This window comes from Massilia sp. TSP1-1-2, from assembly GCF_049896185.1.
Taxonomy (GTDB): domain Bacteria; phylum Pseudomonadota; class Gammaproteobacteria; order Burkholderiales; family Burkholderiaceae_D; genus Telluria_A.
The window spans coordinates 34,766-50,478 of record NZ_JAFCTU010000019.1 but is presented as its reverse complement, the minus strand read 5'-3'; the positions used below and the strand labels follow the sequence as shown (position 1 = coordinate 50,478).

Annotated in this window: 20 protein-coding genes; 12 read left to right on the top strand and 8 right to left on the bottom strand. The window is 60.7% G+C overall.

Annotated elements, in window-relative coordinates:
• Window positions 1–161 precede the first annotated feature (161 nt).
• Both ACP7BV_RS16880 and ACP7BV_RS16875 read left to right on the top strand, forming a co-directional pair.
• Window positions 162–443 carry an NYN domain-containing protein gene (locus ACP7BV_RS16880; protein ID WP_426105543.1) on the top strand — a complete coding sequence of 94 codons (282 nt, stop codon included), beginning with the start codon at window positions 162–164 and terminating at the stop codon, window positions 441–443.
• 349 nt (window positions 444–792) lie between these two features.
• Window positions 793–1,803 carry a diguanylate cyclase gene (locus tag ACP7BV_RS16875; protein ID WP_426105462.1) on the top strand — a complete coding sequence of 337 codons (1,011 nt, stop codon included), beginning with the start codon at window positions 793–795 and terminating at the stop codon, window positions 1,801–1,803.
• A gap of 289 nt (window positions 1,804–2,092) precedes the next feature.
• Here the strand turns inward: ACP7BV_RS16875 and ACP7BV_RS16870 are convergent, their stop codons facing one another.
• The 4 genes from ACP7BV_RS16870 to ACP7BV_RS16855 all read right to left on the bottom strand — a co-directional run bounded on the left by ACP7BV_RS16870 (window position 2,093) and on the right by ACP7BV_RS16855 (window position 4,900).
• Complete coding sequence (locus ACP7BV_RS16870; protein WP_426105461.1) at window positions 2,093–3,193, bottom strand: type VI immunity family protein; 1,101 nt, start codon at window positions 3,191–3,193, stop codon at window positions 2,093–2,095.
• Window positions 3,194–3,202: 9 nt separating this feature from the next.
• Window positions 3,203–3,913 (bottom strand): VRR-NUC domain-containing protein, encoded by a 711-nt coding sequence (locus tag ACP7BV_RS16865; RefSeq protein WP_426105459.1) that lies wholly within the window; start codon window positions 3,911–3,913, stop codon window positions 3,203–3,205.
• Entirely contained in the window at window positions 3,910–4,485 is a 576-nt protein-coding gene (locus ACP7BV_RS16860) for a PAAR domain-containing protein (protein ID WP_426105457.1), read from the bottom strand. Before ACP7BV_RS16860 ends, ACP7BV_RS16865 begins: the two co-directional genes overlap by 4 nt.
• A 217-nt stretch (window positions 4,486–4,702) precedes the next feature.
• Complete coding sequence (locus ACP7BV_RS16855) at window positions 4,703–4,900, bottom strand: hypothetical protein (protein WP_426105456.1); 198 nt, start codon at window positions 4,898–4,900, stop codon at window positions 4,703–4,705.
• Between ACP7BV_RS16855 and ACP7BV_RS16850 the strand changes: the two genes are divergently transcribed.
• Window positions 4,899–5,078, top strand: a complete 180-nt coding sequence (locus ACP7BV_RS16850) for a CsbD family protein (RefSeq protein WP_426105455.1) — start codon at window positions 4,899–4,901, stop codon at window positions 5,076–5,078. The genes ACP7BV_RS16855 and ACP7BV_RS16850 overlap by 2 nt on opposite strands.
• Window positions 5,079–5,259: 181 nt before the next feature.
• Here the strand turns inward: ACP7BV_RS16850 and ACP7BV_RS16845 are convergent, their stop codons facing one another.
• A complete protein-coding gene (locus ACP7BV_RS16845; RefSeq protein ID WP_426105454.1) occupies window positions 5,260–6,012 on the bottom strand; it encodes a hypothetical protein in 753 nt (250 codons plus the stop codon).
• A gap of 235 nt (window positions 6,013–6,247) precedes the next feature.
• Here ACP7BV_RS16845 and ACP7BV_RS16840 point away from each other — a divergent pair, with 235 nt between their 5' ends.
• The 9 genes from ACP7BV_RS16840 (at window position 6,248) to ACP7BV_RS16800 (ending at window position 13,268) form a co-directional block, all read left to right on the top strand.
• Window positions 6,248–6,763, top strand: a complete 516-nt coding sequence (locus ACP7BV_RS16840; protein WP_426105452.1) for a hypothetical protein — start codon at window positions 6,248–6,250, stop codon at window positions 6,761–6,763.
• Between the two features lie 32 nt (window positions 6,764–6,795).
• Complete coding sequence (locus tag ACP7BV_RS16835; RefSeq protein ID WP_426105451.1) at window positions 6,796–7,203, top strand: hypothetical protein; 408 nt, start codon at window positions 6,796–6,798, stop codon at window positions 7,201–7,203.
• A gap of 363 nt (window positions 7,204–7,566) precedes the next feature.
• On the top strand, window positions 7,567–8,658 hold the full coding sequence (locus ACP7BV_RS16830) for a hypothetical protein (protein WP_426105450.1): 1,092 nt from the start codon (window positions 7,567–7,569) through the stop codon (window positions 8,656–8,658).
• A gap of 286 nt (window positions 8,659–8,944) precedes the next feature.
• Window positions 8,945–9,523, top strand: a complete 579-nt coding sequence (locus ACP7BV_RS16825; protein ID WP_426105448.1) for a PAAR domain-containing protein — start codon at window positions 8,945–8,947, stop codon at window positions 9,521–9,523.
• Window positions 9,520–10,296: a hypothetical protein gene (locus ACP7BV_RS16820; protein WP_426105447.1), complete on the top strand. Its 777-nt coding sequence runs from the start codon at window positions 9,520–9,522 to the stop codon at window positions 10,294–10,296. The genes ACP7BV_RS16825 and ACP7BV_RS16820 overlap by 4 nt, the downstream gene beginning before the upstream one ends.
• Window positions 10,271–10,729, top strand: a complete 459-nt coding sequence (locus ACP7BV_RS16815; protein ID WP_426105445.1) for a hypothetical protein — start codon at window positions 10,271–10,273, stop codon at window positions 10,727–10,729. The genes ACP7BV_RS16820 and ACP7BV_RS16815 overlap by 26 nt, the downstream gene beginning before the upstream one ends.
• Window positions 10,730–10,816: 87 nt before the next feature.
• Complete coding sequence (locus ACP7BV_RS16810; protein WP_426105443.1) at window positions 10,817–11,677, top strand: hypothetical protein; 861 nt, start codon at window positions 10,817–10,819, stop codon at window positions 11,675–11,677.
• A 436-nt stretch (window positions 11,678–12,113) separates the two neighbouring features.
• Window positions 12,114–12,920, top strand: coding sequence for a hypothetical protein (locus ACP7BV_RS16805; RefSeq protein ID WP_426105441.1), 807 nt, complete (start codon window positions 12,114–12,116; stop codon window positions 12,918–12,920).
• A 168-nt stretch (window positions 12,921–13,088) separates the two neighbouring features.
• Entirely contained in the window at window positions 13,089–13,268 is a 180-nt protein-coding gene (locus ACP7BV_RS16800) for an H-NS family nucleoid-associated regulatory protein (RefSeq protein WP_426105439.1), read from the top strand.
• Between the two features lie 9 nt (window positions 13,269–13,277).
• Here ACP7BV_RS16800 and ACP7BV_RS16795 read toward each other — a convergent pair whose 3' ends face one another.
• Genes ACP7BV_RS16795 through ACP7BV_RS16785 form a run of 3 tightly spaced genes read right to left on the bottom strand, consistent with a single transcriptional unit; the run spans window position 13,278 to window position 15,688 of the window.
• On the bottom strand, window positions 13,278–14,375 hold the full coding sequence (locus ACP7BV_RS16795; protein WP_426105437.1) for a type VI immunity family protein: 1,098 nt from the start codon (window positions 14,373–14,375) through the stop codon (window positions 13,278–13,280).
• A 12-nt stretch (window positions 14,376–14,387) separates the two neighbouring features.
• Window positions 14,388–15,116: a VRR-NUC domain-containing protein gene (locus tag ACP7BV_RS16790; protein ID WP_426105435.1), complete on the bottom strand. Its 729-nt coding sequence runs from the start codon at window positions 15,114–15,116 to the stop codon at window positions 14,388–14,390.
• A complete protein-coding gene (locus tag ACP7BV_RS16785) occupies window positions 15,113–15,688 on the bottom strand; it encodes a PAAR domain-containing protein (protein ID WP_426105433.1) in 576 nt (191 codons plus the stop codon). The genes ACP7BV_RS16790 and ACP7BV_RS16785 overlap by 4 nt, the downstream gene beginning before the upstream one ends.
• Window positions 15,689–15,713: the final 25 nt, after the last annotated feature.

The following is a 15,713-nucleotide window of genomic DNA, read 5'->3' as shown; positions in this document are numbered from 1 at the left end:
GCCTCCAGAAAAGAACATCCTCTCTTAATCTAAGGGGAAGTCAAGACCCCGATCCCGGTCAGCTGCGGCCGGGAATTACGTTGTTCTTTTCGTGTTCTCATTCTTGGATAATCAATGGCATCGTCCAACGGTGAAAAGCTACTCAATCAAAGTTCGCGGTCCTGATCGACGCCGATAACGCCCAATTCTCGATCATCCAAGAGCTGTTAGCGGAAGTGTCTCGGCATGGCGTCGCCAGCGTGAAGCGGGCATACGGCGACTGGACGACGAATTTGAAAGGATGGAAGGACACGCTCCACCGGATGGCGATCCAGCCCATGCAGCAGTTCAGCTACACGACGGGAAAAAACTCCAAGGACTCCGCCCTGATCATCGACGCCGGATTTGCTCCATGGGGGGCAAGCTCGACGGGTGTTGCTTGGTTTTGTCCGACAGCGACTTAACCCCTGCACGTCCTTCGATGCGCCTAGCAAAAAAACGCCCGCTTGGGCGGGCTAAACTTTCGTTCACGTGAACGAATGGAGAGGCGTGGCCATTACAAACCCTGCCGCCCAAAATTTTGCCACGCGCCATGTGACGCCCGTCAATCAAACTTGCGATCGGGCTTGGATCCCGAAATCCGGATGTTTAAAGGCGCTCGTCGCGCCGCTTCTCAGCCGTCGAAGCAAGGCGCTCCGAGCCGCGTCGTCTACTCGGAGTGAGGCGGCGAAATGCCATCGCGCAACGTCCGGTGCGCGGGCAAAGCTTTTGATTCGGTAAGATGCGCCTTCCTCATCAGCCCGCGCATTCGACATGACCGAAAAACAACCCCAAGCCCGCGTCATGATCGTGGACGACCAGCCGATGGTCCTCGAAAAGCTGCGCCTTGTGTTGGGCGCGCATTCCGACATCGTCCTCCATGTCGCGAGCCGCGCCGAGGAAGCCGTGGAAGCCGCGCGAAGCTTCAGGCCGACGGTCATCCTCCAAGACTTGATCATGCCCGGCATCGACGGATACGAGCTCCTGGCGCGCTACCGCGAGGCGGAGGAGCTGGCGCATGTCCCCGTGGTCATCTTGTCGGCGCACGACGACGCGGTCGCCAAGGAGCGTTGCTTCCTCCTCGGAGCCAACGACTACCTCGTCAAGCTGCCGGAGACGATCGAATTGGTGGCGCGGATTCGATACCACTCGGGGGCCTGCATCTCCCGGACGGAGCGCGACCAAGCGTTCCATCTGCTCATGGTCAGCCAGCGGGAGCTCGCGGCGGCGAACGTCCTGCTCGCCAAGCTCAACGGCATCGACGAGCTCACCGGCGTCGGAAACCGGCGGAGCTTCGACGCCGCCATGGCGGCCGAGTGGAGCCGCGCGCAGCGGCAGTCCAAGCCGCTGTCGCTGGTGATGTGCGACATCGACCTATTCAAGCGATACAACGACGCGTTTGGGCACGTGGCGGGGGATTTTTGCATCAAGAGGATCGCCGCGGCGCTCACCGAGCAACTCCGGAGGCCGTCGGACAAGCTGTCCCGCTATGGCGGCGAGGAGTTCGCGATCATCCTCCCCGACACCGACCAGGCGGGGGCGCTGCTCGTCGCCGAGGGGTGCCGCATGCGCGTGGAGGGCCTTGCCCAAGGCGAAAGCTCGTCCGGGCTCAGGTCGCCCGTCACGATGTCGTTCGGGGTGGCGTCGCTGTCCCCGACCCGGGATTCCGACATGACGGCCATGGTGGAGGCGGCGGACGCGGCGCTGTTCGAGGCGAAGAGGAGCGGAAGGAACGCCGTTCGCCACGCGATGGAAATGCGGGCCGGCCAGCGCCTTAACGCCTAGCCTAGCTCGAAATGGCCCGGGTCGCTCGACGGCAACGCGATCCCGGCCAGCGCGATGGCCGGCTTGCCGTCCGTTGCCGTGGCCGCGAAACTGCCTTCGAACACGGGCATGGAATCCCAAAGAGGCGCCTTGCGGGCGCTTCGCCAAGCTCGGGATGCCCAGAGGGCGGCGGGATCGTCGGCCGGCGCTCCCAGAGCTAGCGCGCGAACTCCAGCAGGTGGGTGCCGCGGGCCGCCGGTTGTTGGAATGCGATTGTGAATCGACCTCCAATCGCAACCCCGACGCGGACTCATAGCCCGCCGGGCAGTGTCGTTTCCTTCGTCAATTTGGGCTCGTTCAATAGCTTTGTCTTGTAGCGCATCAATTCTTCCTCGGGCACATCGAAGCGGGTGAACCATTCTTTCGCCGCCAACCCGGTCAGCCTTGGCTCGCCGTCTTTGGATCCGTAGTGAAGATCGTCGGTGTCGAAGAGCCGAACGTCCTTCAGCGCCATCGCGGGCAGCACATACATCGCCGGCTTCGGGTCCAACTCGAAAGGGGCAATTTCCGGCTCTGGCCCCGCCTGAATGACCAGGCCATTGCCGTAGTCGTATTTCGCAAACCAAGATGCGGGGAGTTCTGACCGAAGGGCCGATATGCCGCCAACCTTTTCGACCATCGCATGATTAATCGCCGTCAGCCAGCCTACGTTGACGACATGGTGGTCAACGTCCTTGCCGGGCCATCCCGCAATCAAGTGGGCCGATCCAGCATCGAGCCCCGCAAATTTGGAGACCATGTAGGCCTCCATCGGCTCGTTGGGTTTGCGACGTGGCGCCGAAAGGTTCATCGCAAAGCCGCCGTGCCCATGCTCCGCTTTCAAGAGCCTGCAGAACTCGACGAAGAGCTTTTGAAACAGCGTTGGGTTTTGCTCGACCACTTCTTTGGGAAGAGAGAACCGGAGGGTGTCGAGCCCTTTCGTTCCGATCCGCGCCGCCCAGCCGCGCAGGCCGAAGGTGTTGAAATACCACGGGCTCGCATCATGTGGCTGGTCTCCCCCGATATATGAAAAGCCGAAGTGGTCGTCCGCGCCCATCTTCTTGACCATCGAGCGAAGCTCGGGGGCTTTCGCAAACGCGAACTTGTCCGGTCCCGACGGCGGCGAGTCGCGCCAAAGCCATTGCAAGTGATCGCCCGCGACGGCCGCATAGGCGTCGAAGCATTTGCACAGCGCCTCGCGAACTTCCGGGGTGGAAGCTCCCCGATAGAAGAGAGTTCCCCTCACCGCTAGAGTGGCGCCTACATAGGGCTGCGGCCCATTCTTCGTCAACATCGCGCCGGGCATTTCAAAGTGGCTGTGGGTCTTGCTCCACTCCGCCATAAATTCGTCCGTATCTGGTTTTTCCATCATTCAGCTTTCTTAAAAAACGGGGACGAGGGGTGGACGCGGCGTCTTCCCTCTTGTCAGAATAAACGCGAGCCAAGCCGCGACGCCCGCCGCGAACCCAAGCTCCTTGATCGGAATGCGTGGTCCGTCGGGTTCCGGCGCGTCGCAATCGCAGTCGCCCGGTTCCAGGACTGCAAGTTTGGACGCGCCCCCGGCGATATCGACGTATGCCCTTTCCTGCTCATCGCTGATTGAGTCGGGCGGGAATTTCATCTCCACGATCTGCTTGTTGTTGTCTTGCGTCGGGGGCTTCGACGGGTCATGGACGATCACCACGTCGGGACGGCGAATCAGTCCCGATCGCGGCACGAAGGTCGGTCCGTGCTCGGGTTTCGTGCCCCAGTATTTGTTGATCCATCCCTTTAAATACTCATGGCCCTTGGTGATAATACCGCTATCCATGATGGGAGACGGCGGCGTCTGCGTCATATCAAAGTTGAGCTCTTCTTTGTAAAAACTTTTATGCCCGAGCAGCTTGTCGAAGGACTTGAGATTTTCAGCAACACACACTTGCTTCAGTTCTTTGCCGTCCTTTCCAATGTTCGGGGTCTTGTCGCACTGGCACATCGCCGCGCACAGAACTTTTTTGTCCACCGGATCAACTTTTACCCGGTTGAGCCGCACGACGGTCGTGGTGCCCTCGCGCGACATGCCCCCTGTCGCCAGTGGGGGAACGCTGCTCACGCCTTGCCCTCCACCAGATCGAAAGCCAGAGCCTCGGAGGCTTCGCGCTCCACCCACTGCGTGAAGCCTTCCGCGTCGGTCGAGCCAGTCAAGTATTGGCCACTTGTCGAGCGCACGCGGACGGCCTTTCCCGCGATGGGTTCGCCAGTGTCGATTCTCACCAGCTGGAAGCGGCCTTGGAAGCGCTCAGAATCCGACTGGTGGGGCTCGTCGTGGTAGGCGGCGGCCATGCCCGCGCCTACGGATCCGAATCCGTCGGCGGCCTGTCCATCTGCGCCGCCATCTCTGGATCCCGGCGCGGCGCCGGAGGATGGCTCCGTCAGCGTGCGGATCTGGCTCGATATCAGCGAGGCGCCGCAGGCGGTCTTGCACCCGTGGTATGCCACTGGCGCGCCGTCGATGATGTTGGACTGGTCCCCCTGAGCGATCGGGAACACGCCTTTGCACTTTGGGCACGAGCACATGTCGCCCAAGCGGGCAATCGGCTTGCCGTCGCAGTCGGAGAACGGGGATCCCGCCAGGACCATCCCCCCATGGCTTGTCCTGTCGCCTTGAACAATGAACGGCTGCATGGCGTTTCAATTTTCGTCAATGTTTCACGATGGTGATTGGCGCAACGAACCTCCTATTTGCGAAATATCAAGGGATGGCAATGTTGTGTCCGCATACTTTCGGCCTTGGCTCCCGCCACGCAGCGGACCAGGCCACGAGCGAACGGCAGTCCCACCGCTGCCATTTCCACAGAGCCGCTGACGACGAGAGATGCGCGCGACACTTGGCAGACCCTTTTTAGGCGAGGACTTCAACGTCGGTTGCGTCGTCGTGGATAGCCAAATCGATGCGGAGGGTGCGGCCTGCGAAGGGGCCGGCCGACTGAGCGGCCTTGCCGTTGCTTTCGTGCGGCGCCGAACAGACCGCCAAGCTTCCGCAGCGCATCATGCTTGCACGACATGGCCATCCGGCCTGCGCATCAAGGGAGATCACCATGAACAAAGACCAAGTCGAAGGCAAGCTGCAAGACATCGGCGGCAAAATTCAGGAAGAGGCCGGCAAGGTCGTCGGCAGCGACAAGCAGCAGGCCAAAGGCCTGGCGAACCAGGTCGAAGGCAAGACGCAAGAAAAGGTCGGCGATCTAAAGGAAGCCATCAAGGACGCGACGAACTAACTCAGTTCGGATCCAACGGAAAATGCCGCGAAATCCGCGGCATTTTTTTCGACCCTGTCGCCCGAGTTCCCGGCGGCGCTCGTGATTGCGATGGCCAGGCCTTTGGCTATGTCGCCGCTTGGCCGCGTCGGCATCTGAGATGCCATGACCTCTGACGGCTACTGCTCGTCCGTTCGCGCCGTTAGATCTGAGGAGCGACTTGAGGTGGCGCCACCGGAGGCGCCACTGGCGGCGTCGCCGGGGGAACGCTACTGTCGACACGCGGTTGCGTCGGCGCGAGTTTCGTGGCGACGGCGGCGGTTTCCAATCCGCTGATTACGTTGCATGCCGAGTGATACTGCAGCGCGTCGGCGACTGCGCGATGCACCGGATATTCTACCAAGCTCATTTTGCTCTTGTTTCCCATTTGGATGAGAATTCCTTCCCGCTGCTTCGCGATGCCCGCCGAGATGACTCCCACGGCGAGGTTGTTGAAATAGCTTTGATCGTAAAGCGCATTCGTCGCGGTTGCCGCGCCGGCTCCGGCAGCCAGGGCCTTGACGGTGGGCACGTGGGTCACGACGGTGGCAGCGCCGGTCAGAAGCAGGGATAGGCCACCCCACGCCATGTTAGTCTGCGCTTTGGCCGCGGTGATTTCGCGCAAGTAGAGTCCGCATCGTTGGTTGGACGCCATGATGAGCTTGCTCTGCAATTCGTTGCGTCGGTATTTCCACATTTCCGAAACGGGTCCTTCTTTTTCGATGACGGTTGCATTGGCCAAATCCATTTCCTTTATGAGCTTCTCCACGTCGATCTGTTCCGCATTCTCGCGCTGCATGATGATCCCAGCGCCGCTTAGCAAATTCTTCTCGGGCGGCATGGTGCGCTCTCTCATCTCAGCGCATCCGGACAGTGCGAATAAAGAAATCAAGGCGAGCATGGCGATTTGGTTCATGTGGACCTTTCAGGTAAGGGAGAATCATTATATTGTTATATTTATATATAAACATGATTCAACTTTATTGCGCAAGTGATAATTCGGATACTCGCGATAAAGACTGAGCAGCGTGGCGACACGGCAACAACAGACATAGCGGCGCTTGCATCGGCGCCGCGCATGGGTCCAACCACGCCATCCGTTTCTCGACTGGCGGCTTGAGTGGCCATTGCGTTTTTGAGATGATCAAGGAATGCAGTCCAGCGGAAAGATCAACAATGGCCACAGGGGAGCCCGCGGCGGCGCGGCGGCCGAGGCCGATCGGCTGGCTCGCTTGGCGAGCTACGCGATCGAACGTGGCCACGCCAACACATTGCGGCGGCATTTGGCTTCCGGATTGAATCCGGATTCCATGTTCCACCATAGAAGCGAGGGTCCCGGCCCTTGGACTTTGATCGAGACGGCCGCCAGGCGTGGCCAGTTGGAATGCCTCAAGGTGTTGGAAGCGGCTGGCGCCCTGATCACCGAAGACGCGATCTTGTGCGCAGTGCTGGACCCGTGCGATCAAGTCGTGCTCGCGCATCTTCTCGCATCCAAGACATTCAATCCCAGGGCCGTCATGGAGTCGGGTCGGCCATGGCGCGACTGCTTCGACCAATGCTCCCCCGAGACCGCGGCCATCCTCGCGCAAGCCGTCAGCGAATTGGAGCGTGCCGAATTAGATTCTGCGGCGGCCCCTTCGATTGCGAGGCGCCCGCGTCGACTTTAGTAAAATCCAGACTTTCATCTTGGAGTTGTTCGATGGACATCCAAAAATACAAACGAATTAACCGCGCCTACTCGCCCCATGGAAATACCGTCCGAGCCGCTTTGGATTTCGCAACTTCGATCGTCTGCTTCCATCGCTTCGAGCCAGCGCGCGGCATGCCGCTTGAAGAATTGCGCAGGAAGGCGATAGAAAGGTTCGATGATAGACAAGTGGTGTCCGCGACCTTTTCGATGGTGTCCCCGGAAGGCGAGGAGGCCCGCCAGCCGTTCCGAATCATATTCACTTCGATGGCGGACGGACACGTTCCCATCGTGGAGGTCAATATCAAATCGGTGGTTGAGCTGCGCGCCAGGGCCAAACTTTACAGACGCGATGCCTCGGCTTACTCTGAAGTTCGCAAGCCAAGGCGGAAGGGCCGCAACCTCGACAAAACGTTGTAGCCAGCGTATCGACGCCATTGGCGTCGACGTGCTGGGCCGATCGCGGACTATTGGCGGTCAGAAGGCGCTCGAAAAATAGATGCGCCGAACCCAAGGACTCTCTCGGATGCGCGTCGTCTCCCTCGGATGGAGGCGCGATCCTCAGCGACTTCCGGGTGGGGCAAGCGCCGCAAGCCTCGCCGACCTCCGATCCGATTGAGTGGAATTAAACGCATCCGTCAAAATGTCAAAAAAACATTTCAAGACGACATTTCCGGCGTGGTAATCTCGGGCAGGGATCGATGGAAAGAAGGTCCCGCGATAGGCGGCGCCACGCGGCCTTGGCGACGTTTGATTGGACCTATTCACTTTTCCGGAGACCAGATGAACATTATCAAATACGCCACCTTGCTTTCCGCCACAGGGTTGCTAGCCGCTTGCGCAACTGTCCGCACGCCGATGATCTTCGAATCCGCGCGCACAAGCGACGGGGTCCAAGATAAAACTTTGTCGCAGGAGGAAGTCGCGGCGTTGATGCGCGACGTGTCGTCCTATGCCGACATGGCGGAATCAGTATATCGTCGCGATTTCAACAAAAACCCCAAGGATCGGATGAAGCATGGATGCGACTATGTGTCGTCCGGTTCCGATTCGATTCTGCGTCTTGGACTTCCAGTGGGTTGGCGCCGACTCGACCGAGCGCTGATCGACAAGCTTGGCCTGGAGAGCGGCGAGCGCGCGGGCGCCCCGCTCATTCCTTGCCGGAGCGGGAAGGGGCTCGACTACGAAACCTATGTCCAGCTCGACGACTTGGGATCCCCGATACAAGCCGCGATCTCCTTCCGTGGCACCGAAAACACCAAATACCAATGGGCAGACGATTGGATCGCCAATTTCAGCAATGTCGACTTTGGCCTGGGGGACAATCCGCAATTCGCCGATGCGCGAACGGAAGGTTCCCGATTAATCATCGGGCTCGCCCGGGTCCTGCCCAAAGTGCCAAACTCGGCAACCTGTTCGAAGATCCCCGGGCGTGCCAAAGACTCCCAAGCGCCCATTGACTTGGTGGGGCATTCCCTAGGTGGTGGCCTGGCCCAGCACTTGGCCTTCTTTAGCAACGCGTGCGACGTGCGGAAAACGGTCGCTTTCGACCCAAGCCCAGCCACCGGATGGTTCTACCTCAACCGCCGGGATCTCGTGGCGACGGCAGATCCCGACATCTCGCGCATCTATATGGATGGGGAGGCTTTGTCGTTTGTGAGGAAGGTGTCGACCAAGTTCAACATGCCCAGGAATTCTCGACGCGACTACCGCGTGGTTTTCCCCGGCGTGACCGGCAACGCGTTTGGCCTGCATAGCATGACCCTGCTGGCGAACAACATCAAAATCGCGGTGGGCCAGATCGCCGACCACGACGAGATGATCGTCCACTATGAAGGAGACGCTAAGGCCGCCACGGTCGCGAAGTCAAACTGACGCCTCGTCCCCTTTGTTCCCGCTCGCCTCGCTCCACACGGCCGCCATTCACGGCCGACTCCCTAAGCTCGCGGAGCGAGGCGGCAGGAGCGCCGGCGGCTGGCTATCAAGATATTTATGAATTGGTCGAACAATTTGGCAGGCGTTGCTCGCCGCCAGTTTCTTGTATGCGAGCGCCCCTCGCGTAATGAAATTCTGCGCGCATAATCGGAGATAGAGAATGCGCAGCGCGCCCTCGAATATTTAAGTTACAATGTTGTGAAAAACTTAAAATCGGGGGGCGCGCATGGCGGGCGAAATCATCAGGAAGGGCGATCCGACCAGCCACGGCGGCGTCGTGTTGGAAGGCTCGTTGACGGACATTTGCATGGGGCAGCCCATCGCCTACATCGGCCACAAGGTCCAATGCCCGCAGTGCAAAGGAGCGTTCCCCATCATCGAGGGCGTCCTCACGACGACGTTCTATGGCAAAGGGGTGGCCGTCGCCGGCATGAAGACGGCGTGCGGCGCGACGCTGGTCGCCACTCAGTTCACGGACACCGTGGAGTGGAGCTCGGGAAGCGCGGGCGCCACGACCGCGGCCAAGGCGGCTAAGGCCCTCGTCGCGGCGGAAGCTGCGTCCGCGGCGGCCTCCGCGGCGGGGGGATTGAGCAAAGCAGCCTCGCCTGCGAAGGACGCGGCCTTCGACGAGCAGTTCGCGCTCCTCGACGACCAGAAGCAACCCATGCCCGACATCCCCTACACGGTCAAGCTGCAATCGGGTGCCTACGAGCAGGGCGTCACCGACGCGGAAGGCTGCACCAAGCGCTACGCCACCGACGGCGCGCAACCGATCGAAGTCTATTTGGGGCATCGCCAAGCATGAGCCAACCCATCGCAGTCGCCCCGACTAACCCGAGGCCCGGAAGCGTCCACCCGATCGACGTGAAGATCCGCTACACGAAGTCCGCCGACACCACGGGCTGGCTGCGGGTGAAGCTGGAGCCGTCCGGCGAGAGCGGCTACCTGTGCGAGTTCGTCAAGGTGGCCATCTCGGACGAGGGCGAAAGGACGCATTTCCTCATCCTCGAAGGCACCAACAAGGGGCTCAAAGCCAGCCTGTCCAAAGCCAACGCGGCCAAGTGCTTGATCGCCGCGACGCGCGGCAACGGCGCGAAGCTCGTCGCCAAGCAGATAGGCCGAAAATGGCTGATGTCCATACCCCATGGCGGCGACAGCCACAACCAGTTGATGGCCACGCTGTCCTTCGACGGAAAAACCGCGACGATTTCCTTGGATTCGGATGTCGACTATCCGGAGACCAACGTCGCCAGTCCCGATTACAAAAAAATGAAGCATTCCAAACCTTTGCCCAAGGGGACATACCGAATCTTGGCGCCGCAAAACCCCAAGAGCCCCGAGAGCACTGGCTTCTACGCCACCAACCCGGGCGGTTACCCGGACTTGAAATATGATACGGTCTGGTTCCCGATCGAATATGCCGCGACGCTCAACAGCAATTTTGTCCATGTGGGGAATATTTCGGAAGGTTGCGTGACGATGTATGAGCTGTCCATGTGGAACTCGCTCTACGCGTATTTGATCAAGAACAGGTCCGACAAGGAGGGGAAATATGTGGGAACCGTCACGATCGAGTAGAGTCGCCGCCGCGGCCGGCCTCGCGCTGATCTTTTCCATCGCCGCGGCCGCGGAGCCGGACGCTCACGGAGATCCGCTTTTGGGATATCGGGGGAACGCCCAATTCCATGGCCTTTACGAAGTTCGCGAGGCGGCCAGAGCGTTTTTGATCAAGGAAAGCGTCGGGAGGAAAGCGGCTTACGAGGCGATGGATCCGGATATTCGGGTCGCCGTTCCCCGATGCGTCGTCCCACTGAGGGCCCGTTGGGCGCGCAAGTCGGTCGAGCATGACCAGCCCGGCGTGGAAGTGTTCTGCAGGCGCTCGGTGGCAAAAAAATACGCGCGCGTTTGGGTCGTGTTCGTCCCGTTGTTCGAGCCGGAGGTCGCCGAGAAGTGGCGCCTGCTCGAGGAAAAGAAAAAGCGCGACCCCGCCCTTGTTCCCGTCGTCAAATGAGCCAAGTCTCCGCATGCCTTCTTGGAATCGCGAGCCGCCAGGTAGGCGGCCGCTTGGGCTCCCCCTGCTTGCCGATCAAGGGCGATCATGAACAAGAAAAAACTTTCGGCCTTTGATGGCTTCGCCGCGTCGCGAGCCCTCTTGCCATGGGGGCGGCGACGCAAGAGCCGCTTTCGGCGCCACCCCCCGCTTTCCGTCCGCTCCCAATTTTCCTTCCGCTTCAAAGTCATCGCCATGTCGGGAGCAAGCGCGGCTTGCGTCTTGCTGGCCCGGGCTCTTGGAAACGGGGCGTCCTCGATCAGCGGATGGGCTTGGGTTCTTGTCTTGGCCGGGGCCGTGTTGGGCGCGCTTGTGCTCGGCGCGGTCGCCCATCGGTTTTTGGATCGGCACTTCTCGCGCTTCAAGTCGGCGAAGCTCTTCGGTTTCGGATTGTTCGCGCTGGCGACTTTTGTCGCCCACGGCCAAGCGGTCGGCGAGGTGAACAACATCTTCCACATCGACGCGTCGTCGCTGCCGCACGCGACCACGGCGGCTTCGGCGATGGCAATCGGCGCGTGGCTCTTTTGGGCGGTCTTGATTCCTGCAACCGTCGCGAGCGGCGCCTGGCTGATCCGATGCGCGTCGGCGTTGCGATGGGGCGACGCCACGATCACGGCGGCCATTTTTTTCGCCGGCGTGACTTGGAGCGCGGTCGTGGGCCACCAAGCCGCTCCGGACGTCCGCCGGCAAAGCAATATCTACCGGATCGCGTTGGCCATGGACTTCAACAAGCGCTCGAATTGCGAGGGAGTGCCCGCGGCGTCGGAGGGCGTGGTCTTCATCGGGCCGGACCAAAAGCGGGCGATCGTCGCGCCTCCAAGAGTCGACATTTTGAGCCGGGGAGGATTCAGCTCGCTCGTGCCCCAGGTCCAAGTCCCGACCGAATTTCAGATTGTTGAATGCCGATAGCGATGCGCCTGGACGGGCGATCTCGACGGCTCGTTCTTGGGGCCGGCGTGGTCGACGGGTGTCCGGCCCAAGTCGCTTCAACGGACTTCGGCGATTGATTCGCGGCCTGCCGACGCGAAAGCCGCGGGCAGATAACAGCCGCGCGGCTCAGTTCGGTGGCGTTTCCCGTCGTCTGGTGATTCAAACGCCTTACGCTTCGCCTCGCCTAGGGCGCATCGGCCTCGCTCATCGAAGGGCGCACTGAGGCTACGACGGCTGCTTGCCAGGATCGATGTATGCCCGTTCCCTGTCTGGTCAACGGAGCGGACTTCTAGTCTGCCGCGTTGAAAAAATGCCAATCGACTTCATTGCGCTCGCTCAACCCTCGCAAGTCACCGCCGCACTTCTCCCGTCGCGCCCACTCCAACGGTGTCGATCAATGGGAGGGGAGCGCGGCATGGACACAGGCGAACGAAATCGGGATACGGAGGAGCGGGCCGGAAGGCCGCCACTGCGCGCGCGCATGCGCTTGTTGCGTCCAAAGCTGCGCGCTGTCTTCAAGCCTCGCGCCTTGGGCCTGCGGTCGAAGCTGATCGCCGTGTCCGGCGCGAGCGTCGTCGTCATGGCCGGCACCGCGCTCTTCTCGTCATATGGATTGCTATCGCCATCGGCCACCGTCGCCGGGATGCTGATCGGGGCGGCGTTGGGAATGCTGGTGCTGGCAACCCAGGCCAACCAATTCCTCGACCGGCATTTGGCGCAATTTCGATCCGCCAAGCTTTTCGCCGCGGGATTGTTCGCCTTGGGAACCTACGTGGCGCATGGAAGGGCGCTCGTCGAGGTGAATGGGATATTTGGGGAGGACGCCGCGGCGTTCCCCCATGCCGTGGCTGCGGCCTCGGCGATGTTCGTCGCGACATGGGCCTTGTGGCTGGCGCTCGCTCCGATCTTTGTCGCGAGCCTCGTCTGCTGGCTCTACTTCATGGCCGTCCGCAAGGCTGGCGAGGGGGCGATCTCGCTTTCGATCCTTGTGGCGACCATCTCGCTGTCGTCGCTGATCGTCCACCAGGCGGCGGACAGCAAGCGGCGACGCAACAACCTCTACCAGATCGCCAAGACTATCGAACGCAGGACGGCTGGGTCGTCCAATTCGTGCCACAGCCTGGCGGCGGCTTTCTTCTCTTCGCCCACGCATGAAGGCCTCGTTGAGGCTGCATTCAATAATTTCGTAAAGTGCTTGGAGAGCGAACGGCGCCGGTATTGAGCAAACGGACGCTTCATCCGCTAGGCCGGCGCGTCCTCGGCCGCCAAAAACGTAGTCATGAAGCCGCGACGCAGCTTGGTTTGGCGCCAAGGGTAGATATCTCGGGAAGAATCGAAGCGCCGCGAGGCCGCCATCGAGGAAATCTATGCCGTCGCCTATGGATTGGGGATGCCGTTGAACAGGATTTTCGATGCGCGTGGGGTAAAGCCTGCGAAACCGCGCCGCGAGAGGCAAAAGTATCGGGACCCGTCCGACCCGGCGAACACTTGGGCCAGCATCGGCCCACGACCCGCTTGGTTCAGAAAGGCGTTGGCGGCGGGCGTTGCGCTCGATGTCTTGCGGGCCTAATGTGGCTCGTCACAAACTGTCGGGGAGCGTTGTTTCCTTGGACAGCTTCGGTTCATTCAAGAGCTTCGTCTTGTAGCGCATCAGTTCATCCTCCGGCACGTCGAAGCGGGTAAGCCATTCCTTCGCCGCCAGGCCGGTGAGCCTCGGCTCGCCATCTTTTGAGCCGTAGTGGAGCGAGAGATCGGCCATCAACCGCACTTCCTTCAATGCTATCGCAGGCAGCACGTAGATGGCAGGTTTTGGATCAAGTTCCACCGGGGCGATTTCCGGCTCGGGTCCTGCTTGGATGACGATGCCATTGCCGTAGTCGTATTTCGCGAACCAGCTCGCGGGCAGTTCGGAGCGGAGCGAAGAGAGTCCGCCCACTTTCTCCACCATCGCATGGTTGATGGCGGTCAGCCACCCCACGGTCACTAGATGGTGCTCGACGTCCCTGCCGGGAAGCCCTCCGATCAAGTGGCCAGTGCCGGCGTCCAATCCCGCCATCTTCGAAACCATGACTGCCTCGGTGGGCTCGTTCGGTTCCCCGCGCACGGCCGAAAGATTTAGCGCGAACCCGCCATGGCCATGCTCTGCTTTGAGAAGCTTGCAAAACTCGACAAAGAGCTTCTGGAAAAGTGTCGGATTCGCCTCCACGACCTCTTTGGGAACGGAAAAAATAAGGGAGTCCGGACCCCACGTTCCCATTCTGGCTTGCCATGCGCGACGCCCGAAAGTGCTGAACATCCACGCGCTCGCGTCGTGCGGCTTCTCGCCTCCGGTATAAGTGAACCCGAAATGGTCTTCCTCGTCCATTTTTTTGACCATCTCGCGAAGTTGCGGAGCCTTGGCGTAGGGGTATTTGTCCGGCCCGGATGGCGGTTCGTCGCGCCATAGCCACTTCAAATGATCGTTCGCGATCGCCTTGTAGGCGTCGAAGCACTTGCACAACGCTTCTCGACCTTCGGGCGTATGCGAGCCTTTGAAATAAAGCGTGCCTCTGACCGCGATCGTCGCCCCGACGTAATCCTCGGGGCCATATTTCATCAGCATCGCCCCAGGCATGTCGAGAGGACCGTGTGTCTTGGTCCACTCGGCCATGAAAGCGTCCGCATTTGGTTTTGCCATTGTTCTATTCTCTCAAAAAGCGGGGACAAGGCCGGGGATCGGTCTCAACGGCGGGCGCGGCATTTTGCCTCGCGACAGAATATACGCGACCCATGCCGCGACCGCAGCAGCGGCGCCAAGCTCCTCGACGGGTATGTTGGGCCCTTTGGGCTCCTCGCTCTGGCAGTCGCAGTCGCCCGGTTCCAGCTTCGCCAGTTTCTTTTCGTCCCCGGCTATTCTAATGTAGGCGTCTCTCTGCTCGGTTTTGAGAGTGTCGGGGGGAAATTTCATCTCCACGATCTGCTTGATGTTGTCCTGCGTCGGGGGTTTTGAGGCATCTTTTACGACAACGACGTCTGGCCGGCGTATGAGTCCAATGCCGGCCTTGTAGGTTGGCGAATGCTCGGGCTTGGAGCCCCAATATTTTCCAATCCAGCCCGGCAGAAAATCATGACCCTTCGTGTCCACGCCGCTGTCCGTGATGGGGGACGGAGGGGTCTGGGTCATATCGTAGTTGAGCTCCTGCTTGAAATTCGAGCGAAAATCGAGAGCATTGTCGAGCCCCTTTAGATGCGCGCTGACGCAGCCCTGTTTCAGTTGCTTTCCGTCCTTGCCGATGTTCGGCTGCTTGTCGCACTTGCACATCGCCGAGCAGAGAATTTTCTTGTCCACGGGGTCGATCTTCACGCCATTGATGCGGACGACCGTGGTCGTGCCACCGGGCGACATCCCTCCTGTGGCCAGCGGGGGAGGGGCGCTCACGCGGACTGCTCCTGGAGGTCGAAGGCCAAGGATTCCGCGGCTTCTCGTTCGACCCACTGCGTGTATCCCTGCTCGTCGGTCGTGGCCGTCAAATATTGTCCGCCAGTGGACCGAACGCGGACCGCCCTTCCGGCAATGGGCTCGCCAGTGTCGACGCTCACCAGTCGGAAACGGCCTTGGAAGCGCTCTGAATCGGACTCGTGCGGCTCGTCTTGATAGGCGGCCGCCATGCCCGCGCCGACCGATCCGAATCCATTGGAGACTTCGCCATCGGCGCCGCCGTCGCCCGCTCCCGGCGCCGCGCCGGACGATGGCTCCGTCAGCGTTCGGATCTGGCTCGATACCAGCGAGGCTCCGCACGCCGTCTTGCAGCCGTGGTAGGCGACCGGCGCGCCGTCGATGATGTTCGATTGATCCCCTTGCGCGATGGGAAATATCCCTTTGCATTTCGGGCACGAGCACATGTCACCGACTCGCGCGATCGGCTTGCCGTCGCAGTCGGAAAAGGGCGATCCGGTGAGGACCGTGCCGCCATGGCTCGTCTTGTCGCCTTGCACGATGAATGGCTGCATGGGCGTTCCTATTTCGTAATGTTGC

Excerpts from the sequence above, each read along its gene's own strand:
- ACP7BV_RS16875 (WP_426105462.1), top strand. The coding sequence starts at position 793 with ATGACCGAAAAACAACCCCAAGCCCGCGTCATGATCGTGGACGACCAG.
- ACP7BV_RS16870 (WP_426105461.1), bottom strand. The coding sequence starts at position 3,193 with ATGATGGAAAAACCAGATACGGACGAATTTATGGCGGAGTGGAGCAAG.
- ACP7BV_RS16860 (WP_426105457.1), bottom strand. The coding sequence starts at position 4,485 with ATGCAGCCGTTCATTGTTCAAGGCGACAGGACAAGCCATGGGGGGATG.
- ACP7BV_RS16850 (WP_426105455.1), top strand. The coding sequence starts at position 4,899 with ATGAACAAAGACCAAGTCGAAGGCAAGCTGCAAGACATCGGCGGCAAA.
- ACP7BV_RS16855 (WP_426105456.1), bottom strand. The coding sequence starts at position 4,900 with ATGGTGATCTCCCTTGATGCGCAGGCCGGATGGCCATGTCGTGCAAGC.
- ACP7BV_RS16845 (WP_426105454.1), bottom strand. The coding sequence starts at position 6,012 with ATGAACCAAATCGCCATGCTCGCCTTGATTTCTTTATTCGCACTGTCC.
- ACP7BV_RS16840 (WP_426105452.1), top strand. The coding sequence starts at position 6,248 with ATGCAGTCCAGCGGAAAGATCAACAATGGCCACAGGGGAGCCCGCGGC.
- ACP7BV_RS16835 (WP_426105451.1), top strand. The coding sequence starts at position 6,796 with ATGGACATCCAAAAATACAAACGAATTAACCGCGCCTACTCGCCCCAT.
- ACP7BV_RS16830 (WP_426105450.1), top strand. The coding sequence starts at position 7,567 with ATGAACATTATCAAATACGCCACCTTGCTTTCCGCCACAGGGTTGCTA.
- ACP7BV_RS16825 (WP_426105448.1), top strand. The coding sequence starts at position 8,945 with ATGGCGGGCGAAATCATCAGGAAGGGCGATCCGACCAGCCACGGCGGC.
- ACP7BV_RS16820 (WP_426105447.1), top strand. The coding sequence starts at position 9,520 with ATGAGCCAACCCATCGCAGTCGCCCCGACTAACCCGAGGCCCGGAAGC.
- ACP7BV_RS16815 (WP_426105445.1), top strand. The coding sequence starts at position 10,271 with ATGTGGGAACCGTCACGATCGAGTAGAGTCGCCGCCGCGGCCGGCCTC.
- ACP7BV_RS16810 (WP_426105443.1), top strand. The coding sequence starts at position 10,817 with ATGAACAAGAAAAAACTTTCGGCCTTTGATGGCTTCGCCGCGTCGCGA.
- ACP7BV_RS16805 (WP_426105441.1), top strand. The coding sequence starts at position 12,114 with ATGGACACAGGCGAACGAAATCGGGATACGGAGGAGCGGGCCGGAAGG.
- ACP7BV_RS16800 (WP_426105439.1), top strand. The coding sequence starts at position 13,089 with ATGCCGTTGAACAGGATTTTCGATGCGCGTGGGGTAAAGCCTGCGAAA.
- ACP7BV_RS16795 (WP_426105437.1), bottom strand. The coding sequence starts at position 14,375 with ATGGCAAAACCAAATGCGGACGCTTTCATGGCCGAGTGGACCAAGACA.
- ACP7BV_RS16785 (WP_426105433.1), bottom strand. The coding sequence starts at position 15,688 with ATGCAGCCATTCATCGTGCAAGGCGACAAGACGAGCCATGGCGGCACG.